19 protein-coding genes are annotated in these 20,657 nt (G+C 57.3%); 13 read left to right on the top strand and 6 right to left on the bottom strand.

Translation table 11 applies throughout. The features are described from left to right. Window positions 1–160: 160 nt before the first annotated feature. The 8 genes from PGH32_RS12220 (at window position 161) to PGH32_RS12185 (ending at window position 7,867) form a co-directional block, all read left to right on the top strand. The gene (locus tag PGH32_RS12220) at window positions 161–1,174 is read left to right on the top strand and encodes a sulfate ABC transporter substrate-binding protein (protein ID WP_314423087.1); all 1,014 of its coding nucleotides are present in this window, start codon (window positions 161–163) and stop codon (window positions 1,172–1,174) included. A 4-nt stretch (window positions 1,175–1,178) separates the two neighbouring features. Then, on the top strand, window positions 1,179–2,009 hold the full coding sequence (cysT, locus tag PGH32_RS12215; protein ID WP_314423090.1) for a sulfate/thiosulfate ABC transporter permease CysT: 831 nt from the start codon (window positions 1,179–1,181) through the stop codon (window positions 2,007–2,009). Then, a complete protein-coding gene (cysW, locus tag PGH32_RS12210; protein ID WP_123337667.1) occupies window positions 2,009–2,884 on the top strand; it encodes a sulfate/thiosulfate ABC transporter permease CysW in 876 nt (291 codons plus the stop codon). Before cysT ends, cysW begins: the two co-directional genes overlap by 1 nt. After that, window positions 2,874–3,962 (top strand): sulfate/thiosulfate ABC transporter ATP-binding protein CysA, encoded by a 1,089-nt coding sequence (gene cysA, locus PGH32_RS12205; protein WP_314423094.1) that lies wholly within the window; start codon window positions 2,874–2,876, stop codon window positions 3,960–3,962. The genes cysW and cysA overlap by 11 nt, the downstream gene beginning before the upstream one ends. Window positions 3,963–4,040: 78 nt before the next feature. Then, a complete protein-coding gene (gene cysM, locus PGH32_RS12200) occupies window positions 4,041–4,919 on the top strand; it encodes a cysteine synthase CysM (RefSeq protein ID WP_314423096.1) in 879 nt (292 codons plus the stop codon). 166 nt (window positions 4,920–5,085) lie between these two features. Continuing rightward, a complete protein-coding gene (locus PGH32_RS12195; protein ID WP_314423099.1) occupies window positions 5,086–5,766 on the top strand; it encodes a response regulator transcription factor in 681 nt (226 codons plus the stop codon). After that, entirely contained in the window at window positions 5,763–7,112 is a 1,350-nt protein-coding gene (locus tag PGH32_RS12190) for an ATP-binding protein (protein WP_314423101.1), read from the top strand. The genes PGH32_RS12195 and PGH32_RS12190 overlap by 4 nt, the downstream gene beginning before the upstream one ends. Window positions 7,113–7,168: 56 nt before the next feature. Beyond that, on the top strand, window positions 7,169–7,867 hold the full coding sequence (locus tag PGH32_RS12185) for a GntR family transcriptional regulator (RefSeq protein ID WP_337894153.1): 699 nt from the start codon (window positions 7,169–7,171) through the stop codon (window positions 7,865–7,867). A 47-nt stretch (window positions 7,868–7,914) separates the two neighbouring features. Here PGH32_RS12185 and crr read toward each other — a convergent pair whose 3' ends face one another. From crr to cysZ, 5 genes are all read right to left on the bottom strand, one after another. Beyond that, a complete protein-coding gene (crr, locus tag PGH32_RS12180) occupies window positions 7,915–8,418 on the bottom strand; it encodes a PTS glucose transporter subunit IIA (protein WP_105593306.1) in 504 nt (167 codons plus the stop codon). Between the two features lie 44 nt (window positions 8,419–8,462). Further along, complete coding sequence (gene ptsI / locus PGH32_RS12175) at window positions 8,463–10,190, bottom strand: phosphoenolpyruvate-protein phosphotransferase PtsI (protein ID WP_337894152.1); 1,728 nt, start codon at window positions 10,188–10,190, stop codon at window positions 8,463–8,465. A 268-nt stretch (window positions 10,191–10,458) separates the two neighbouring features. Then, window positions 10,459–10,716: a phosphocarrier protein Hpr gene (gene ptsH, locus PGH32_RS12170; protein WP_048915267.1), complete on the bottom strand. Its 258-nt coding sequence runs from the start codon at window positions 10,714–10,716 to the stop codon at window positions 10,459–10,461. A 393-nt stretch (window positions 10,717–11,109) separates the two neighbouring features. Then, window positions 11,110–12,081, bottom strand: coding sequence for a cysteine synthase A (gene cysK, locus PGH32_RS12165; RefSeq protein WP_105593309.1), 972 nt, complete (start codon window positions 12,079–12,081; stop codon window positions 11,110–11,112). A 194-nt stretch (window positions 12,082–12,275) separates the two neighbouring features. Then, entirely contained in the window at window positions 12,276–13,037 is a 762-nt protein-coding gene (gene cysZ, locus PGH32_RS12160) for a sulfate transporter CysZ (RefSeq protein ID WP_337894151.1), read from the bottom strand. A gap of 221 nt (window positions 13,038–13,258) precedes the next feature. On the opposite strand from cysZ, the gene zipA reads away from it, so the two are divergent. From zipA to PGH32_RS12145, 3 genes are all read left to right on the top strand, one after another. After that, window positions 13,259–14,239: a cell division protein ZipA gene (gene zipA, locus PGH32_RS12155; RefSeq protein ID WP_337894150.1), complete on the top strand. Its 981-nt coding sequence runs from the start codon at window positions 13,259–13,261 to the stop codon at window positions 14,237–14,239. 68 nt (window positions 14,240–14,307) lie between these two features. Next, window positions 14,308–16,320: an NAD-dependent DNA ligase LigA gene (ligA, locus tag PGH32_RS12150; RefSeq protein WP_337894149.1), complete on the top strand. Its 2,013-nt coding sequence runs from the start codon at window positions 14,308–14,310 to the stop codon at window positions 16,318–16,320. A 1-nt stretch (window position 16,321) separates the two neighbouring features. Beyond that, window positions 16,322–16,537 (top strand): DUF3820 family protein, encoded by a 216-nt coding sequence (locus PGH32_RS12145; RefSeq protein WP_314423126.1) that lies wholly within the window; start codon window positions 16,322–16,324, stop codon window positions 16,535–16,537. A 1,054-nt stretch (window positions 16,538–17,591) separates the two neighbouring features. Here the strand turns inward: PGH32_RS12145 and PGH32_RS12140 are convergent. Next, a complete protein-coding gene (locus tag PGH32_RS12140; RefSeq protein ID WP_337894148.1) occupies window positions 17,592–18,605 on the bottom strand; it encodes a bile acid:sodium symporter family protein in 1,014 nt (337 codons plus the stop codon). A 94-nt stretch (window positions 18,606–18,699) separates the two neighbouring features. Between PGH32_RS12140 and PGH32_RS12135 the strand changes: the two genes are divergently transcribed. Beyond that, window positions 18,700–19,620: a LysR family transcriptional regulator gene (locus PGH32_RS12135; RefSeq protein WP_337894147.1), complete on the top strand. Its 921-nt coding sequence runs from the start codon at window positions 18,700–18,702 to the stop codon at window positions 19,618–19,620. 190 nt (window positions 19,621–19,810) lie between these two features. Next, window positions 19,811–20,656, top strand: a complete 846-nt coding sequence (locus tag PGH32_RS12130; protein WP_337894146.1) for an EamA family transporter — start codon at window positions 19,811–19,813, stop codon at window positions 20,654–20,656. The last annotated feature ends 1 nt before the right edge of the window (window position 20,657 follow it).

Raw genomic sequence — 20,657 nt, 5'->3', positions numbered from 1 at the left:
AGCATTCCCGCCCACTGCATAATCAATTCCACACCCTTATAGCGTTTTCTGCTTGCAAATCACCAAACGGTATATAAAACCGTTACAGCTTTTACCCGGGTTATAAATAAACTGAAGGCACTTCAGGCGTAAGCCTTTCCATCTCTCTTCAGGGTGCTACATGACGTTACCGACGGTGAAAAAATTAGTCAGCGCGACTGCTTTCTCGTTACTGCTTGCCGGTGCCGCGCAGGCCACGGAGCTGTTGAACAGCTCTTATGATGTCTCTCGCGAGTTGTTTACCGCCCTGAATGCACCGTTTGAAAAACAGTGGGATGAACAGCATCCGGGCGACAAGCTGACCATCAAGCAGTCCCACGCCGGTTCTTCCCGCCAGGCGCTGGCTATCCTGCAGGGGCTGAAAGCCGATGTGGTGACCTACAACCAGGTGACCGACGTGCAGGTACTGCACGATAAAGGCAAGCTGATCCCGGCTGACTGGCAGCAGCGCCTGCCGAACAGTAGCTCACCGTTCTATTCCACCATGGCCTTCCTGGTGCGTAAGGGAAACCCTAAGAATATCCACGACTGGAACGATCTGGTGCGTGACGACGTTAAGCTGATCTTCCCTAATCCGAAAACCTCGGGTAATGCACGCTATACCTATCTGGCGGCATGGGGCGCGGCGGATCGTGCCGACGGCAAAGATAAAGCCAAAACCGAAAAATTCATGACCCAGTTCCTGAAAAACGTCGAGGTGTTTGATACCGGCGGCCGTGGAGCCACGACCAGCTTCGTCGATCGCGGCCTGGGTGACGTGCTGATCAGCTTTGAGTCGGAAGTGAACACTATCCGTAATCAGTACGAAAAGGACGGTTACGAAGTGATCGTGCCAAAAACCAATATCCTGGCTGAATTCCCGGTGGCGTGGGTCGATAAAAATACCGAAAGCAACAAAACCACCGATGCGGCGAAAGCCTATCTGAACTATCTCTACACGCCTGCGGCGCAGCAGATTATTACCCAGTTCTACTATCGGGTGAACAATCCGCAGCTGATGGCCGAGCATAAAGACCGCTTCCCGCAAACCGATCTGTTCCGCGTCTCCGATGCGTTCGGCAGCTGGGAAGAGGTGATGAAAGTTCACTTCGCCAACGGCGGCGAGCTGGACAAGCTGTTAGCGGCAGGGCGGTAACCGGATGTTTGCAACCAGTAAGCGCGTGCTGCCCGGATTTGGCATCAGCCTCGGCAGCAGCCTGTTTTTCACCTGTTTAATTTTGCTGCTGCCCATCAGCGCGCTGCTGATGCAGCTGTCGCAGATGACGCTGGCACAGTACTGGGAAGTGATCACCAATCCCCAGGTGGTGGCGGCCTATGAAGTGACGCTGCTTGCCGCGGGGGTCGCATCCCTTTTCAATGCCGCCTTTGGCATGCTGATGGCGTGGATCCTGACGCGCTATCGCTTTCCGGGGCGTGCCATTCTCGACGGCCTGATGGATTTACCGTTTGCGCTGCCGACGGCGGTGGCGGGCCTGACGCTGGCGGGCCTGTTCTCGGTGAACGGCTGGTACGGCGAGTGGCTCGGGCAGTTTGGAATTAAAGTCTCTTATACCTGGCTGGGTATCGCGGTGGCGATGGCCTTTACCAGCATCCCGTTTGTGGTGCGCACGGTGCAGCCGGTGCTGGAAGAGTTAGGCCCGGAATACGAAGAGGCGGCCGAAACGCTGGGCGCAACCCCGTGGCAGAGCTTCCGCCGCGTGGTGCTGCCGGAGGTCGCTCCGGCACTGCTGGCGGGAACCGCGCTGTCATTTACCCGCAGCCTCGGCGAGTTTGGCGCGGTGATCTTTATCGCCGGCAACATCGCGTGGAAAACGGAAGTGACCTCGCTGATGATTTTTGTCCGCCTGCAGGAATTTGATTATCCGGCGGCCAGCGCCATCGCCTCGGTGATCCTTGCCGCGTCGCTGCTGCTGCTGTTTGCGATTAACACCTTACAAAGCCGCTTTGGCCGTCGTCTGGGAGGCCACTAATGGCGGATGTCAGCGAATTTAAAGGCGTGGGTCGCGCACGCATTCAGTGGGGCAAGTGGATCCTGATTGGCCTCGGCATGCTGATTTCTCTGCTGCTGCTGGTGGTGCCGCTGATTGCCATCTTTACCGAAGCGCTCTCCAGCGGGCTGATGGCGACGTTCAGCAACCTGCAGGATAGCGATATGCTGCACTCGATCTGGCTGACGGTGCTGATTGCGCTGATCGTCGTGCCGGTCAACCTGGTATTCGGCACGCTGCTGGCCTGGCTGGTGACGCGTTTTAACTTCCCGGGCCGCCAGCTGCTGCTGACGCTGTTTGATATCCCGTTTGCCGTTTCGCCGGTGGTTGCCGGTCTGATGTATCTGCTGTTCTGGGGCGTGAACGGCCCCGTCGGCGGCTGGCTGGATGCTCACAGCATTCAGCTGATGTTCTCCTGGCAGGGGATGGCAATGGTCACCATTTTTGTCACCTGTCCATTCGTGGTTCGCGAGCTGGTGCCGGTAATGCTGAGCCAGGGCAGCCATGAAGATGAGGCGGCGGTGCTGCTGGGCGCATCCGGCTGGAAAATGTTCTGGCGCGTCACACTACCCAATATCCGCTGGGCGCTGCTCTACGGCGTGGTGCTGACCAACGCCCGCGCCATCGGTGAATTTGGTGCCGTGTCGGTCGTCTCGGGCTCTGTGCGCGGCGAAACCTACACGCTGCCGCTACAGGTAGAATTACTGCATCAGGATTACAACACCGTGGGGGCATTTACCGCCGCCGGACTGCTGACCCTGATGGCGATAGTCACACTGTTTCTGAAAGGTGCGCTGCAGTGGCGCTTAGAAAGCCAGCAGCACCGCCTGCAACAGGAGGGGAATAATGAGCATTGAAATCGGTAACATCAATAAATCCTTCGGTAAGACGAAAGTCCTGAACGATATTTCCCTGGATATCCCTTCCGGGCAGATGGTGGCGCTGTTGGGGCCGTCCGGCTCGGGAAAAACCACCCTGCTGCGCATTATCGCCGGGCTGGAGAATCAGAACAGCGGCCGCCTGAGCTTCCACGGCAAAGACGTCAGCCGCGTACACGCGCGCGATCGCCAGGTAGGCTTCGTTTTCCAGCACTACGCGCTGTTCCGCCATATGACGGTGTTCGACAACATCGCCTTTGGCCTGACGGTGCTGCCACGCCGCGAGCGCCCGTCGGCGGCGGAAATTAAACAGAAAGTCACCCGCCTGCTGGAGATGGTGCAGCTGTCCCATCTTGCCGGGCGCTTCCCGGCACAGCTCTCCGGCGGTCAGAAACAGCGCGTGGCGCTGGCCCGTGCGCTGGCGGTTGAACCACAGATTCTGCTGCTGGATGAGCCGTTCGGCGCGCTGGATGCGCAGGTACGTAAAGAGCTGCGCCGCTGGCTGCGTCAGCTGCATGAAGAGCTGAAGTTCACCAGCGTCTTTGTGACCCACGACCAGGAAGAAGCGATGGAAGTCGCCGATCGCGTGGTGGTGATGAGCCAGGGCAATATCGAGCAGGTGGGCACGCCGGACGAAGTGTGGCGCGACCCTGCCACCCGCTTTGTGCTGGAGTTCCTCGGCGAAGTGAACCGCTTTGACGGTGAAATTCACGGTTCGCAGTTCCACGTCGGCGCACATCAGTGGCCGCTGGGCTACGCCTCTGCGCATCAGGGCAAAGTGGAGCTGTTCCTGCGCCCGTGGGAAATCGACGTCAGCCGCCAGAGCAGCCTGCAAACGCCGCTGCCGGTGCAGATTCTGGAAGTCAGCCCGCGCGGCCACTACTGGCAGTTGGTGGTTCAGCCTGCGGGCTGGAGCAGCGAGCCGGTCACCGTGGTGCTGGAAGGCGAGCAGTCGACGCCCGTTCGCGGCGAGCGCCTGTTTGTCGGACTGCAGCAGGCGCGCCTGTATAATGGTGATACGCCGCTGAGACCCGTTGCCTTTGCGCAAAGCGCCTGATATTTTTCTTAGCTGACTCTTTTACCCACAGGGGCTGGATTTTTCCGGCCCCTGTCATTTCATGCCTGGAACCGGACATTGACCACTCTCGAACAGACCATTGGTAACACTCCGCTGATTAAGCTTCAGCGCCTTGGCCCGGATAACGGCAGCGAAATCTGGCTGAAGCTGGAAGGCAATAATCCCGCCGGATCGGTGAAGGATCGTGCGGCGCTGTCGATGATCCAGCAGGCCGAGCTGCGCGGGGAGATCCAGCCAGGCGATGTGCTGATTGAAGCGACCAGCGGCAATACCGGCATTGCGCTGGCGATGATCGCGGCGATGAAAGGCTACGTTCTCAAGCTGCTGATGCCGGATAATATGAGCATTGAGCGCCAGGCGGCGATGCGCGCCTACGGCGCCGAGCTGATTCTGGTCAGCCGCGAGCAGGGCATGGAGGGCGCACGCGATCTCGCCAGTGAAATGGCGGCACGCGGCGAGGGTAAGGTGCTCGATCAGTTTAATAACGCCGATAATCCGCTGGGCCACTATCGCACCACCGGCCCGGAAATCTGGCAGCAGACTGAAGGCCGGGTCACGCATTTCGTCTCCAGCATGGGGACCACCGGTACGATTACCGGCGTCAGCCGCTTCCTGAAAGAGCAGAGTGAAAGTGTACAAATCATCGGCCTGCAGCCTTCCGAGGGCAGCAGTATCCCCGGTATCCGCCGCTGGCCGCAGGCCTATTTACCCGGTATTTTTCGCCCGGAGCTGGTCGATGACGTCATGGATATGTCGCAGCGGGAAGCGGAAGATACCATGCGGCAGCTGGCCCGGCGCGAGGGTGTATTCTGCGGCGTCAGCTCCGGCGGCGCGGTGGCTGGTGCGCTGCGTATTGCTCAGGCGAACCCCGGCAGTGTGGTGGTGGCGATCGTTTGCGATCGCGGCGACCGTTATCTCTCCACCGGCGTGTACTGATTTCGCGACGATTTTTTTCACCGTGCGGAATTTTTTGCCATTCGGGGGCTCAAAACCCGCCGTACGTTCACTGCCGGATTTGCCATACTGTAAGGATTAGGTAAAACCGGCTGCGGATTATTTTCGGACAGGCGAAAATAGCGGCTGTATCACTAAGAGATCCCCGATGAAAATTTTACTCGTTGATGACGACCTTGAGCTGGGCACCATGCTCAGTCAGTATCTTATTGCCGAAGGGTTTGATGCCTCGCTGGTGCTGACCGGTAAAGCGGGCGTAACCGGTGCGCTGTCCGGCGAATACAGCGCGATGATCCTCGATATTATGCTGCCCGATATGAGCGGGATTGACGTGCTGCGCCAGGTGCGGCAGAACAGCCGCCTGCCGGTGATTATGCTGACGGCGAAAGGGGACAACATCGATCGCGTGATCGGCCTGGAAATGGGTGCCGATGACTACATGCCGAAGCCCTGCTATCCCCGTGAGCTGGTCGCCCGCCTGCGCGCGGTACTGCGCCGCGTTGAAGAGCAGCCCGCCGCGGTGGAAAACAAGGACGTGATTAGCTGGGGAGCGCTGACGCTCAATCCGGCCACCCGCATCAGCGAATGGCAGAATAAGCCGTTCGATCTCACCGCCTCTGAATTCAACCTGCTTGATTTACTGCTGCGTGCGCCGGACCGCGTGGTGTCAAAAGATGAGCTGTCTGAGAAAGGCCTGGGCCGCCCGCGTGAAGCCTATGACCGCAGCGTGGACGTTCATATCAGCAATATTCGCCAGAAGCTGGCTGCACTGACTAACGATACGATCAATATCGAAACGGTACGCAGCATCGGCTACCGCATCCGATGACCTCGCGATTTCGCGGTTTCCTGTTCTGGAAGATCCTGCTGGGTTTCTGGCTGACCTACATTGCGATTACCCAGCTGATGTGGCTGGGTTTCAGCCTGTATGGCAATCATCGCGAGCCGCCGGAAAACCTGGCAGCCCGCCGCATCGTTAATCTGCAAATGACCTCGGCTGTATCGGTGCTGCAAAACGGCGGGCCGGAGGCATTGCGGGATATGATGATCGACTGGCCCGACAGCGATCGCCGCTTCTTCTCGGTTCAGCAGGTCGACGCCCTGCCGCTGAATGTGCCCAAGGATGAGCTGAGCCGCGATATGGCCTCCCGTGAGTTTCCCCAGCAGGTGGTGGAATGGGTAACCGGAGCCGACGGCAACTACTACCAGCTACGTTACGACGTGGCCGGGCTGCGCCGCGACAGCCAGATGAACCGCCATCCCCGCAGTATTCTCAATATGCCCGAGCCGCTGTTTATCGTCGGTGGTTTCTGCGGGCTGCTGTTCAGCCTGTTTCTTGCCTGGAACCTGACGCGCCCGATGCGACAGCTGCGGGAGGGTTTTGCCCGGGTATCGACCGGCGATCTTTCGGTGCGGCTGTACCCTAAAATGCGCCGCCGTCACGATGAACTGTCGGCGGTGGCCAGCGATTTTGATGCAATGGTTGAACGCCTGTCGGTGCTGGTCAGCGCCCGCGAGGAGCTGCTGCATGATGTCTCCCACGAGCTGAGATCGCCGCTGGCCAGACTGCAGCTGGCAACCGGACTGGCGCGGCAGACGCCCGCCTCGGTGGAAAGCTCGCTGGACCGCATTGATGAAGAGGCCCGGCGGCTGGACAAAATGATCGGCGAGCTGCTGTCGCTCTCCCGCGCCGAGCAGCAGAAGATCCCCGATGAGCAGTATTTTGACCTGCTCGGCCTGCTGGAAGCGGTCACCAACGATGCGCGCTATGAGGCCCAGGTCCCCGGCGTGGAAATTCTGCTCAATGCGGATTCGCAGCAGGATTACACGGTGAAAGGGGATGCGAACCTGATTCGCTCTGCCGTCGAGAACGTAGTGCGTAACGCGCTGCGCTTCTCCATTCAGGGGCAGCAGGTGACCATTACGCTGCGCCAGGAGGGGGCATGGCTGACGATTATCGTGCGCGATCAGGGGCCAGGCGTGGAGCCGGATAAGCTTTCCAGTATTTTCGACCCGTTTGTGCGCGTCAGTTCGCCGCTTTCCGGTAAGGGATATGGCCTTGGCCTGTCGATTGTCCGCAAGGTGGTGATGGCGCATCAGGGCGAAGTCAAAGCCATCAATGCCCGCGAAGGGGGGCTGGAGCTGACGCTTCGGCTGCCGCACTGGGTGGTTTAAACCCTGCGCCTGTTTCGTGACGGCGATGGATGATATTTCAGATTTGAGGTTAAGGCATGAGCAGTTTGGCCAGCGGCAGGCAGCAGGAAGTTCAACGTATCGTTGACGCATTATCGATTGCTATCGCCCAGCACCGGCTCAGGCCCGGTACACGGTTGATTGAGGCCCAGATTGTCGAGGTCCTTTCAGCAAACCGTAATCATGTTCAGGCGGCGCTGCAGCGCCTGGCCCTGCAGCATATCGTCACGATCTCGCCGAATCGCGGTGCAAAGGTGTCGCAGCCCTGTGCCAGAGAGGCGCGTGAGGTGTTTATCGCCCGTCGGGCGGTAGAGGATGCGATTATCGCCGGGATCAGCGTGGAGAAACTGGCGCAGTTCAGTGCGGAGATTGAGGCGCATCAGCAGGCGGAACAGCGTGCGCTGGTCAGCGGAGATCGCCGCAATATCATTCGCGAGCTGAGCGCTTTTCATCTGCTGCTGGCAAAAATCAGCGATAACCAGGTACTGAGTGAAATTCTGGCGAACCTGATGGTGCGCAGTTCACTGATTGTCGCGCTTTATCAGCGCAATGACACGCCGGCATCGCAGTGTGATGAGCACTGTGCCGTGCTGGATGCGCTGAGGGCGGGGCAGGGTGATGCTGCCCGCGCGCTGATGCTAGAACACTTACTCCATCTGGAGCAGCAGCTGGACTTAATGGATTCACCTGCCGTGTCGCTGACGCTGCGCGACGCACTCACCGACAGCCAGCCATAAAAAAAGCCCCCTGATTGCTCAGGGGGCTTTCTGGTGGTATCTGTGTCTTACTTCTTGATACGGATAACCGGTGTCTCACCGACGGTCACGCTGCCGGTCAGCTTGGTCAGCTCTTTGATTTCGTCCATGTTTGAGATGACAACCGGGGTCAGCGTTGATTTCGCTTTCTCTTCCAGTAAAGGCAGGTCGAATTCGATGACCACGTCACCTTTCTTCACTTTCTGACCTTCTTCAGCGATGCGCTTAAAGCCTTCGCCTTTCAGCTCTACCGTATCAATACCAAAGTGAACGAACAGCTCAATACCGCTGTCGGACTCGATGGAAAACGCATGATTGGTTTCGAAAATTTTACCGATGGTGCCATCAACGGGAGCCACCATTTTATTGCCAGAAGGTTTGATAGCGATACCGTCGCCAACAATTTTCTCTGCAAACACTACGTCCGGTACGTCTTCGATATTGACGATTTCACCTGACAGGGGGGCAACGATTTCAATCGCGCCGGATGCAGAATCTGACTTATCGCCAAAAAGTTTTGAAAACAAACCCATGTTCTTCTCCTAAGCAGTAATATTGGGCCAGCCGTCTCCGGGCCTTAGCAGAGTGTCTTTTCTTCAATGAACTTGTTGACCAGGTTCATCAACTCGTCCGCTGTTGGTTGTGCCAGAGCCTGCTCTGCTAGCGCCTTCGCGTCTTCAAAATTCGTATTACGAATAATTTTTTTGATGCGTGGAATAGAAATGGAACTCATGCTGAATTCATCCAGCCCCATTCCCAATAGCAGTAGTGTAGCACGTTCATCGCCTGCCAGCTCACCGCACATACCGGTCCACTTACCTTCTGCGTGAGAAGCATCAATAACCTGCTTGATCAGCGTCAGAACGGATGGAGACATCGGATTGTAGAGATGGGAGATTAGATCGTTACCACGATCGACAGCCAGAGTATACTGCGTCAGATCGTTTGTCCCAATACTAAAGAAATCAACTTCTTTTGCCAGATGGTGCGCAATCACCGCGGACGCTGGTGTTTCCACCATGATACCCACTTCAATGCTCTCGTCGAAGGCTTTGCCTTCTTCACGCAGCTGGGCTTTCAGGGTTTCCAGTTCGTTCTTCAGGAAGCGCACTTCCTCAACGGAAATCACCATCGGGAACATGATGCGCAGTTTACCAAACGCGGAAGCCCGCAGAATGGCACGCAGCTGCGCATGCAGAATTTCGGTACGGTCCATGGCGATACGGATCGCGCGCCAGCCGAGGAACGGGTTGTCCTCTTTCGGCAGGTTCATATACGGCAGATCTTTGTCACCGCCGATATCCATGGTACGCACAATCACCGCCTGCGCGCCGACGGCTTCGGCTACGGCTTTGTACGCCTGGAACTGCTCGTCTTCAGACGGCAGCGAGTCGCGGTCCATAAACAGGAATTCGGTACGGTACAGGCCCACGCCTTCAGCACCGTTACGCTCGGCACCGGCAACGTCACGCACGGTCCCGATGTTGGCGCAGACTTCAACCTGATGACCATCAAGGGTGATCGCCGGCAGGTCTTTCAGCTTGGCCAGCTCGTTCTTTTCAGACGTGTACTGATGGGCAACCGCCTTCAGTTCATCAATCACGTCAGCCGTTGGGTTGATGTAAACTTTGTTGTTTACACCATCCAGAATCACGAAGTCGTCGTTTTTAATCTGGCTGGTCACATCACCGGTACCCACGATGGCCGGCAGCTCCAGAGAGCGCGCCATGATGGAGGTGTGTGAGGTACGGCCACCGATATCGGTGATAAAGCCCAGCACCTTGTTCAGGTTCAGCTGTGCGGTTTCTGACGGGGTCAGATCTTTGGCAATCAGCAGCACTTCTTCATTGATTGCACTCAGATCAACGATGTGCAGGCCCAGGATATTCTGCAGCAGGCGTTTACCGATGTCGCGGACGTCTGCGGCACGCTCTTTCAGGTATTCATCGTCGAGCTCTTCCAGGGCTTTAGCCTGGCCTTCAATGACGGAATAGGCGGCAGCATCAGCGGTAGCGTGCTCGTCTTTGATCAGGGTAATGATTTCCTGCTCAAGCTCTTCATCTTCCAGCAACATAATGTGGCCTTCGAAGATCGCTTCTTTCTCTTCACCGAAGGTTTCCCCGGCTTTGATTTTGATCGCTTCCAGCTGCACGGCAGCTTTTTTACGACCATCAAGAAAACGCTGAACTTCCTGATCGCACTGATCGGCAGAAATCTTTTTCCGGTTGATGACAATTTCATTTTCTTTCAACAGAAGAGCCTTGCCGAAAGCGATACCCGGTGATGCTAAAATGCCTGAAATCATAACCCTACCTTTCCTGTCTCTGATAATCATCGAAGGCGATGAACCGCTGATGACTGCATCGGTTAATTCACTCAGCGAGCCTGGCTGTGCCTGTGGCCTGTCTTGTCAGCTTCTGGATATTTTATTAAAGCGATAACGCGGACATGCTGTCCGCGATCAAGATACCTACAGTATATCCGTTTACTTTTATCCTGCCGCTGTGTGGCAGGGAGCAACGCGGATATATTCAGCCAGAGCGTTACGCTGGATGATGGAAAAACGACCGTGATTACTCGAGCTCGGCCATCAGTTTAACCAGATGCTCAACCGCTTTCTGCTCATCTTCACCTTCAGCAGACAGGGTTACAACAGTACCCTGAGTCAGACCCAGAGTCTGCAGCTTGAACAGGCTTTTCGCGCTGGCAGATTTGCCGTTAGAGGTCACGGTGATCTCAGAAGAGAACGCTTTCGCTTCTTTAACGAACTGAGCAGCAGGGCGGGTGTGAAGGCCGTTTGGTGCAGTGATGGTAACTTCTTGCTGGAACATTATATTTCCCCAACTTAATTTGGTTTGGTGTTGTAGGCCTAAAGTTCAGGCGAAAGCCGGAACCTTAGCCGGTATGAGTCGCGCTGGCCTGGTACAAAGACTCGCCAAAAAATGCGCTGGTAAAGTGGAAGCCAGACAGAGAGAAAATCCGCGATTCACATCTCGCCTTTCCACGTTACATTATGCCGCTATTTACCGCAGTGCGCCAAATCAGTAAAACGATTCAGCACGATCCAGGTCACGCGGCGATTAATTTTACGGATCAAAATAATTGGCAGCTTAAATACCAGACACTGGAGGGTAAAAGCAATCTGCAGGATGGTAAAAGTTTGACGGACTCCACAAAAAAGCACCCGATCGGGTGCTTTTTTAAGCAAATCTGCACGTCGCTGGTTACTGTTGCAGCTCTTTTTCAGTGAACAGATCGGCGAACAGCGCGGTGGAGAGATAACGCTCGCCGGAAGACGGCAGGATCACCACAATGTTTTTATTGGCGAAGGCTTCATCTTCCTGCAGTTTCAGCGCCGCGGCCACCGCAGCACCGGAGGAGATTCCGGCCAGAATACCTTCGTCTTCCATCAGGCGACGTGCGGTAGAAATCGCTTCTTCATTGGAGATGGCAACAACGCGGTCAACCAGGTTCAGATCGAGGTTGCCCGGAATGAAACCTGCACCGATACCCTGAATCTTGTGCGGGCCGGGTTTGATTTCATCACCGGCCAGCGCCTGAGCGATTACCGGGGAGTCGGTTGGCTCAACCGCAACGGTAATCAGCTCTTTCTTGCCTTTGGTGTTTTTGATGTAGCGGCTGACGCCGGTCAGCGTACCGCCGGTACCCACGCCCGCGATAAACACATCGACTTCACCATCGGTATCTTCCCAGATTTCCGGGCCGGTGGTTTTTTCGTGAATTTCCGGGTTGGCCGGGTTGCTGAACTGCTGCAGCAGCACGAACTTGTCCGGGTTGCTGGCGACAATCTCTTCGGCTTTAGCAATAGCCCCTTTCATGCCTTTCGCGCCTTCGGTCAGCACAAGGTTAGCACCCAGAGCCTTCAGCAGCTTGCGGCGCTCCACGCTCATGGTTTCCGGCATGGTCAGCGTCAGCTTGTAACCGCGCGCCGCGGCGACATAGGCCAGAGCAATACCGGTATTGCCGCTGGTAGGTTCAACCAGTTCAATGCCGGGTTTAAGAATGCCACGTTTTTCTGCGTCCCAAATCATATTGGCACCGATACGGCATTTGACGCTGAAGCTTGGGTTGCGTGACTCAACTTTCGCCAGAATGCGTCCATTACCGATGCGGTTCAGTCGAACCAGCGGCGTATGACCGATTGTTAACGAGTTGTCTTCATAGATCTTACTCATAGCCTGTCCTTAACTGTATGAAATATTGGGAACGGTTTAGAGCATACCGTGTTCAATTTATCAAGGAAGTGAAGAAATCGTATATATATATGTTCTGCCGAAATAAGCCCTGTCGAAACGGCATATAGACAAAACCGCCGCTGCGCAGGACGGGTTCACATCCTTGCGCAGCGGCAGGTGAGCCAGCCCTGATTTTAGCGATGCAGTCCCAGCGTGGCGCGGTAGCGGTCCACCCACATCGCCGTTGCGCCGCAGACGGCCACCGGCATGATGGCCAGATTAAGGATGGGGATTAGCGTAAACAAACTGATCAGCGCACCGAATTGTAAATTATCCGTTCTGTTCTGGCGCAGCGCCGAACGCATCCGGGCGAAGCTGACCTTGTGATTATCAAAAGGATAGTCGCAGTACTGAATAGACAGCATCCAGGCGCTGAACAGGAACCACAGCACGGGGGCCACCGTCTGGCCAAAGCCCGGGATAAAATAAAGCAGCAGCAGCACGATGGCGCGCGGCAGATAGTAAGCCAGCTTCTGCCACTCGCGCTTCATGATGCGCGGTAAGTCCTTCACGATGGCTGACCAGCCGCTATCGGGAAGCGGTTGACCGGTCAGGCGCGCTTCAAGCTGCTCCGCCAGCAGGCCGCAAAAAGGTGCCGCTATCCAGTTGGCGATAGTGGAGAAAAAATAGCTAAAGACTAGAATAATAGAGAGAACGGTCAGTGGCCACAGCAGGTAGCTTAGCCACTGCAGCCAGCCGGGTACCATGGCCATTAGCTCGGGTATCCAGTGACTCAGACGGGTGAACAGCCAGATAAAAGCGCCTCCCATCAGGAGGATATTGACCAGCAGCGGTAAAATGACGTAGCGGCGAATGCCGGGCAGGCGGATCAGCTGCCAACCCCGCGCAAAGTAGTGGGCACCGTTATGACCATTGTTGGAATTATTTAGTACCATGTAATGCTTTATCTCCTATTCACATGCCGGTTTCGGCTATCATAACCCAGCTGTTTGCGCTTTCCAGGGCAAGATTGCGCGAAAATACAGCAAAAAAGCGTCCTCGACTCGGGATATTTGTCAGAAAATACTGCACAGACTTGCACTTGTGTACTTGGGCAAATACAGTTAGAGGATAAAGTTTGCCGCGGTGGCAAGGTATTGGAACAACAGAGAATACAATGATGCAGGATTTGCGTCTGATATTAATCGTTGTTGGCGCGGTCGCAATTATAGCGCTATTACTGCACGGCCTGTGGACCAGCCGTAAAGAGCGTTCATCAGTTTTTCGCGACCGTCCGCACAAGCGTTTAAAGCAGGACAGAGAAGAAGCTTTCGAGGATGACGAAGAAGGTATGGATGACGTGCGTGCCACGCGCAGCCCTCCTGAACCGTCGGACCCTTCCCTGGGTGGATTCCATGCCGGGGATGAACCGCCGCGTCAGCCTAAACCTCGTCCGGAGCCGGTTCGTCACGCGCCTTCGGTCAATGAGGAGCAGCCTGAACAGGATCCGTTGTTCGGCGGTGATGTGCGCCAGAGCGTTCAGCCTGAGCCACACCAGGACGAGGTTCCGCCACGTCGGGCTGAGCCAGTACTGGTGCCCGAACCGGTGGAACGGGCTGCAGAGCCGGTAATCAAACCGCACTCTGCTTCTGCCGACGAGCCGCACAGAGCCGAACCCGCGCAGCAGCAGGCACCTGCTCATACGCACGTTGAGGCACCGCGTGAAGCGGCACCGAAGGAAACCGTTCTGGTTCTGCACGTATCGGCTCACGCCGGCGGCAGCATCAGCGGAGAAGCCCTGCTGCAGGGCGTTCTGCAGGCCGGTTTCCAGTTCGGCGAGATGAATATTTTCCACCGCCACCTTAATCCGGCGGGCAGCGGCCCGGTGTTGTTCAGTCTGGCAAACATGGTGAAACCGGGTTCCTTTAATCCGGATAACATGTCGGACTTCTCAACCCCTGGCGTTTCCATCTTTATGATGGTGCCTTCCTATGGCGATGCGAATCAGAACTTTAAGCTGATGCTGCAATCCGCGCAGCGCATTGCCGATGACGTGGGCGGCGTGGTTCTGGACGATGAACGCCGTATGATGACGCCGCAGAAGCTGGAATCGTACAAAGGGCGCATCCGCGAAGTCGTCGACGCCAACAGCCACTAAAATTTTTTCCTAATCCTGCTTACCTGACCCCCGATTTCGGGGGTTTTTTATCTCTGATGGTGCCGCCAATGCAATCCGTACAAGACAAACTCACCCATCTGAAAGCGCTGCTTCACCACCATGAGTACCAGTATCACGTGCTGGACGCACCGGAAATCCCGGATGCGGAGTACGACCGCCTGATGCGTGAACTGCGCGAACTGGAAACCGAACATCCGGAGCTGATTACTTCCGATTCGCCGACCCAGCGCGTGGGCGCCGCCCCGCTGGCGGCGTTCGAGCAGGTTCGCCACGAAGTGCCGATGCTGTCTCTGGATAACGCCTTTGATGAAGAGAGCTACCTGGCCTTTAACAAGCGCGTGCAGGATCGTCTGAAAAGCAGCGATGAAATTCTCTTCTGCTGTGAGCTCAAGCTGGACGGTCTGGCGGTCAGCCTGCTGTATGAAGACGGGCTGCTGGTCCGCGCGGCAACCCGCGGCGATGGCACCACCGGCGAGAACATCACTTCTAACGTGCGTACCATTCATGCCATTCCGCTGCGGCTGAAGGGGGACAATATCCCGGCCAGAGTGGAAGTGCGTGGCGAAGTCTTTATGCCGCAGGCCGGTTTCGAAAAAATGAATGACGAAGCGCGGCGCACCGGCGGGAAAGTGTTTGCCAATCCGCGCAACGCCGCGGCGGGATCGCTGCGCCAGCTGGACCCCCGCATTACCGCAAAACGCCCGCTGACCTTTTTCTGCTACGGTGTGGGGCTGCTGGAAGGCGGTGACATGCCGCGCAGTCATATTGAGCGCCTGAAGCAGTTTAAAGCCTGGGGGCTGCCGGTCAGCGATCGCGTCCGTCTTTGCCACAGCGCCGACGAGGTGCTGGCCTTCTACCGTCAGGTCGAGGCCGATCGTCCTGCGCTGGGATTTGATATCGACGGCGTGGTTATCAAGGTGGATTCACTGGATCTGCAGGAGCAGCTCGGCTTCGTTGCCCGCGCGCCGCGCTGGGCGGTGGCCTTTAAATTCCCGGCGCAGGAGCAGATCACCACCGTGCGTGACGTTGAGTTCCAGGTGGGGCGTACCGGTGCTATCACGCCCGTCGCGCGGCTGGAGCCGGTGCTGGTTGCCGGCGTGATGGTCAGCAATGCCACGCTGCATAATGCCGATGAAATCGAGCGTCTGGGCCTGAAAATTGGCGACCGCGTGGTGATCCGCCGTGCCGGGGACGTTATCCCGCAGGTGGTCAGCGTTGTCGAATCCGCTGAAGATGCGCGAGACATCGCGTTCCCTACCCACTGCCCGGTCTGCGGCTCGGACGTTGAGCGCGTAGAGGGCGAGGTGGTGGCGCGCTGTACCGGCGGTCTGATCTGCGGTGCGCAGCGAAAAGGCGCGCTGAAGCATTTCGTCTCCCGCCGGGCGATGGATATCGACGGCATGGGCGAGAAAATCATCGATCAGCTGGTCGATAAAGAGTACGTGCTTAACGCGGCGGATCTCTTCGATCTTACCGCCGGAAAGCTCACCGGGCTGGATCGCATGGGGCCGAAATCGGCGCAGAATGTGGTTGATGCGCTGGCGAAAGCGAAGCAAACCACCTTTGCCCGCTTCCTCTACTCGCTGGGGATCAGCGAAGTGGGTGAAGCCACCGCCGCTAACCTCGCCGCGCATTTCGGTACGCTGGAGGCGCTGATGGCGGCCGATATCGACGCGCTGATTGCCGTGCCGGACGTAGGTAAAGTGGTGGCCAGCCACGTGCGCAATTTTATGGATGAAGAAAGCAACCGCGAGGTTATCCGCCTGCTGGTTGAGAAAGCCGGCATTCACTGGCCCGAAGTGGTGGTGGTGAAGGCAGAAGAGATAGACAGCCCGTTCGCCGGTAAAACCGTGGTGCTGACCGGGTCGTTGAGCGTGCTGTCGCGCGATGAAGCCAAAGATCGCTTAACGGCGCTGGGCGCGAAGGTAAGCGGCAGCGTGTCGAAGAAAACCGATCTGGTGATTGCCGGCGAGGCCGCAGGCTCCAAGCTGGCCAAGGCGATCGAGCTGGGCATTGCGGTGATCGACGAAGCGGAAATGATTCGTCTACTCGGTGAGTAATATGGAAAAGGAACAGCTGGTTGAGATTGCCAATACGGTGATGCCGTTTGGCAAGTACAAAGGGCGGGTGCTGATCGACCTGCCCGAGGAGTATCTGCTGTGGTTTGCCCGCAAGGATGAGTTTCCGCAGGGCAAGCTCGGCGAGCTGATGCAGATTACGCTGGCGATCAAGATTGAGGGGCTGGAAGGGCTGGTTAAGCCGCTGAAGCGGGGATAACGGTTGGGGAGTGATGTCTGTTGCCCGCGGGTTCGGTGAATGCGCTGGCTGGCCGTTCCCCCGTTCGGTCTGGTCCTCGCGCCGCTTTGCGGTACCCTCACTACGTGCGTCAGCCGGGCGGACCGACACAGACGGGCGTCCTGCCCGGCTGTGCCTTTCGCCAGCTTCCCTACTGGCGATTATCGGCTTCGCTGTTTACAGACCGAAATTGCGGTATGGATGGCGGGTCATGTCTGTTGCCTGCAGGTTCGGAGAATGCGCTGGCTGGCCGTTCCCCCGTTCGGTCTGGTCCTCGCGCCGCTTTGCGGTACCCTCACTACGTGCGTCAGCCGGGCGGACCGACACAGACGGGCGTCCTGCCCGGCTGTGCCTTTCGCCAGCTTCCCTGCTGGCGAATCCTGGCTTCCTTTCTGCGTTCAGCGCTGCGGATGACTCAATCGGGGGAACAGCCAGCCCGCTGCCGAATATTTGTGTCGTCTGTCAAACGCCCTGATTTGAGATGTGCGATTCCACACGGATGATTATTCAGTTCTGAATTGTTGAAAGCGAGCGCGATGATTGATGATTAGAGCGCGAAGCCTGGGCTTTGACTGAATTACTCTTTGCGACCACCTTTGCCGATTATCCGCACAAGAAACTTTTCTGTCTGTTGAAAAACTTTCAGCTTACCTGCCTTTCAGCTTACCTGCCTGTGAGAAACAGCGAGCACAATGCTTAACGGGGAACAGCCTCTGCGGCTGAAGGGCAATCCGCAGCGCTGAGGAGTAGGCAGCGGGGCCGGAGATGGCAGCAGGGATGCTGACATCAGGCGTGGCGCGGGCAGGACGCCCGCTCCAGGCCGGTCCGAAAGGCCCGATGCCGAAACCGAAGGCACCGCAAAGCGGCGCGAGGACCGCCCGGCAGCCGCAGAGGCTGTTCCCCTGTCCTCGATGCGCCAGCCATCAAGCAAAAAGTCAGTATCATCGACCCGATGCCGATACCGAAGGTACCGCAAAGCGGCGCGAGGACCGCCCGGCAGCCGCAGAGGCTGTTCCCCAGGCACTGTCCTATGGATTTACTTCTGCGACTCCACCAGCGTCTTACCCGCTGCAGGCTGCGCAGCCAGCTTCTCGCCAGACTTTTTATAACGCTGCGCCAGCATCGAACACACCATCAGCTGCACCTGGTGGAAAATCATCAACGGCAGTACGATAATCCCCACCGCCGATGACGGGAACAGGATGTTCGCCATCGGTACCCCGTTCGCCAGGCTCTTTTTCGAGCCGCAGAACAGAATGGTAATTTCATCCGCCCGGTTAAAGCCAAACAGACGTGCAGCCGCAAGGTTGATAGCCAGAATCAGGAACAGCAGAACCAGGCTGCCGACCACGATCCACAGCAGGGTGCTGACCCCAACGCGTGTCCAGATGCCGTTTACCACCGCTTCGCTGAATGCGGAATAGACAACCAGCAGAATCGATGCCTGATCCGTCTGGCCGATGAGCTTACGGTTTCTCTCCACCCATGCGCCAATCCAGCGGCGGGAAATATGCCCGACAATAAACGGCACCAGCAGCTGCAGCATAATCTTACCGATCTGCTCAAAATGACCGGTCGCGGCATCGCTGTGAACATTCATCAGCAGACCAACCAGCAGCGGAGAGATAAACACCCCCAGCAGGCTGGATGCCGACGCGCTACAGACGGCAGCGGCCACGTTGCCGCCCGCCAGTGAGGTCAGCGCAATCGACGACTGTACGGTAGCTGGCAGAATGCACAGATACATAAAGCCGGTATAGATCTCGGTGCTGAGCGGCAGCGGATGCCACCAGACCAGCAGCATACCGAGCGCCGGGAAGATAACGAAGGTACTGAACATCACCCACAGATGCAGCCGCCAGTGACCCCCGCCGGCAATGATCTTCTCCCGTGAGAGTTTGGCACCGTGCATAAAGAACAGCAGGGCGATGGCAGCGGTAGTCAGCCATTCAAAGAAATCCACGAAGTGGCCGCGCGCAGGAAGAAATGAAGCCAGCAGCACGGTGGCGATCAGTTTCAACATCAGCGGATCGAGACGAAATTTACCCATTGTTAATGCCTTGTTATACAAACATGCGGCTATTGTGCGACGGGCGGGTTTAGAAATAAAATTAATTTATTAAATGAATATATGAGGTGAATCGATGAATTACTCCTTACGCCAGCTCAGGGTCTTCGTAGCCGTTGCCGCGCAGGGTAGTTTCAGCCAGGCGGGGCAAACTATTGGCCTGAGCCAGTCAGCCGTCAGCCACAGCATTAAAGAGCTGGAAGGGGAGATGGGCATTCGCCTGCTCGACCGCACCACGCGGGAGGTGGTGCTGACGGAGGCGGGAGAACAGCTTGCCAGCAGGCTGGAACATCTGCTGGAGGAGCTGGACAACACGTTGCTGGAGGTCCGCAGCTACGGCCAGCAGCGCAGCGGCACGGTGCGCGTGGCCGCCAGCCAGACTATCTCTGCGCATCTGATGCCGCAGTGCCTGGCCGCCGGGCAGCTGAACTATCCTGAAATCCGGGTGATGCTGCGCGATCGTCCGCAGCAGTGGGTACTGCAAAGCATTCGCAATGCAGAGGTGGACTTCGGTATCGTGATCGGCCCACTGCATTCCGACGATCTGGAGTGTGAAGCTATCCTTGATGAGCCGTTCCTGCTGCTCTGTCGGATAGACGACCCGCTGGCGCAGCAGCGAACCATTCACTGGCATATGCTCAATCAGCGCACGCTGGTGCTGCAGGACTACGCCTCCGGCAGCCGGGTGCTGATTGATGAGGCGCTACGGCAGCAGCAGGTACAGGCAGAGATTGCGCAGGAGATTGGCCACCCGGCCACGCTCTACCCGATGGTGGAAGCGGGGATTGGGATCAGCATTCTGCCCGCCCTGGCGCTGCCGCTGCCGCAGGGAAGGCCGCTGATGGTCAGAAGAATGGTGCCGGAGATTAACCGCACTATCATGCTGGTGCGGCGTAAAAACCGCTCGCTGACCCCCGCCGCAGAGGCGATCTGGCAGGAGGTGCGGCAGCAGGCGGCATTGCTGACGGCACAGCGCAGCATTGCGCCGTCGTACTGATTAACCCGCCGCCAATGAGCGGCGGGAATGAAATCAGACTGAGAAAAATACACTGGCGACTAATGCCGAGTTTTCGTATTGGCGGATGGCGCGAACTCAATGATAAAAATTATGCTCGTCGAATTTATGAGAAAACTACTCGCCGCGCCGGTTTACAATTCTCTATTCTTTTCTTTTATGAATAAAATCAATGTCGAGTAACCGTAATCTGCCGTTTATTGCCGCCTTCGCCGGGATGATCTCCGTTCAGTCCGGTGCCGCCTTTGCGAAAACGCTTTTCCCGCTGGTGGGCAGCGATGGCGTGGCAGCGCTGCGTCTGGGGATATCGGCGATTGTTCTGCTGGCTATTTTTCGCCCCTGGAACAGGAGAAGCGACATTCCGTGGCCGTCAATGATGCTGTATGGCGTGATACTGGCGCTGATGAACCTGCTGATCTATCGCGCCTTTAGCTATATTCCGGTCAGTATCGCCATTTCCATTGAGGTGATGGGGCCGCTGCTGGCTGCACTGCTGACATCGCGCCAGAAGTCGGATTTTCTCTGGATTACCCTTTCTGCGCTGGCGATGGTGCTGCTGGCCGCCGGGGATGTGAAGGGCGAAATCGACCTGCGCGGTGTGGGTTTCTCACTGGCTGCGGCCATGTTCTGGGGACTGTACGTGATAATCGGACGGCGGGTTTCAGGCGGCGGCGGGCGGTCGGTGGCGATCGGCATGACGATCGCGGCGGTTATCGCCGTTCCCCCCGGCGTCATTCAGGCCGGAACCGCGCTGTTCTCGCCCGGGGTGCTGCTGGTGGGCTTTAGCGTGGCAGTACTGTCGAGTATGTTACCGTTTTTGCTGGACATGTACGCGATGCGCTGGCTGCCTTCACGGGTGTTCGGCGTGCTGCTGAGCGGTTCCCCGGCGGTCAGCGCCATTGCCGGATGGCTGGTCTTGCATGAAACGCTGAGCCTGATCCAGTGCGCGGGTATCGCCTGCGTGATGGCGGCCTGTGCCGGCTGCGCGCTGTTCTCCCGGCAGCGAACGGCATCATGAT

Source organism: Erwinia sp. SLM-02, assembly GCF_037450285.1.
Classification (GTDB): domain Bacteria; phylum Pseudomonadota; class Gammaproteobacteria; order Enterobacterales; family Enterobacteriaceae; genus Erwinia.
Note: the sequence above shows the minus strand (reverse complement) of the source record. Positions and strands in the feature narration are given on the sequence as shown.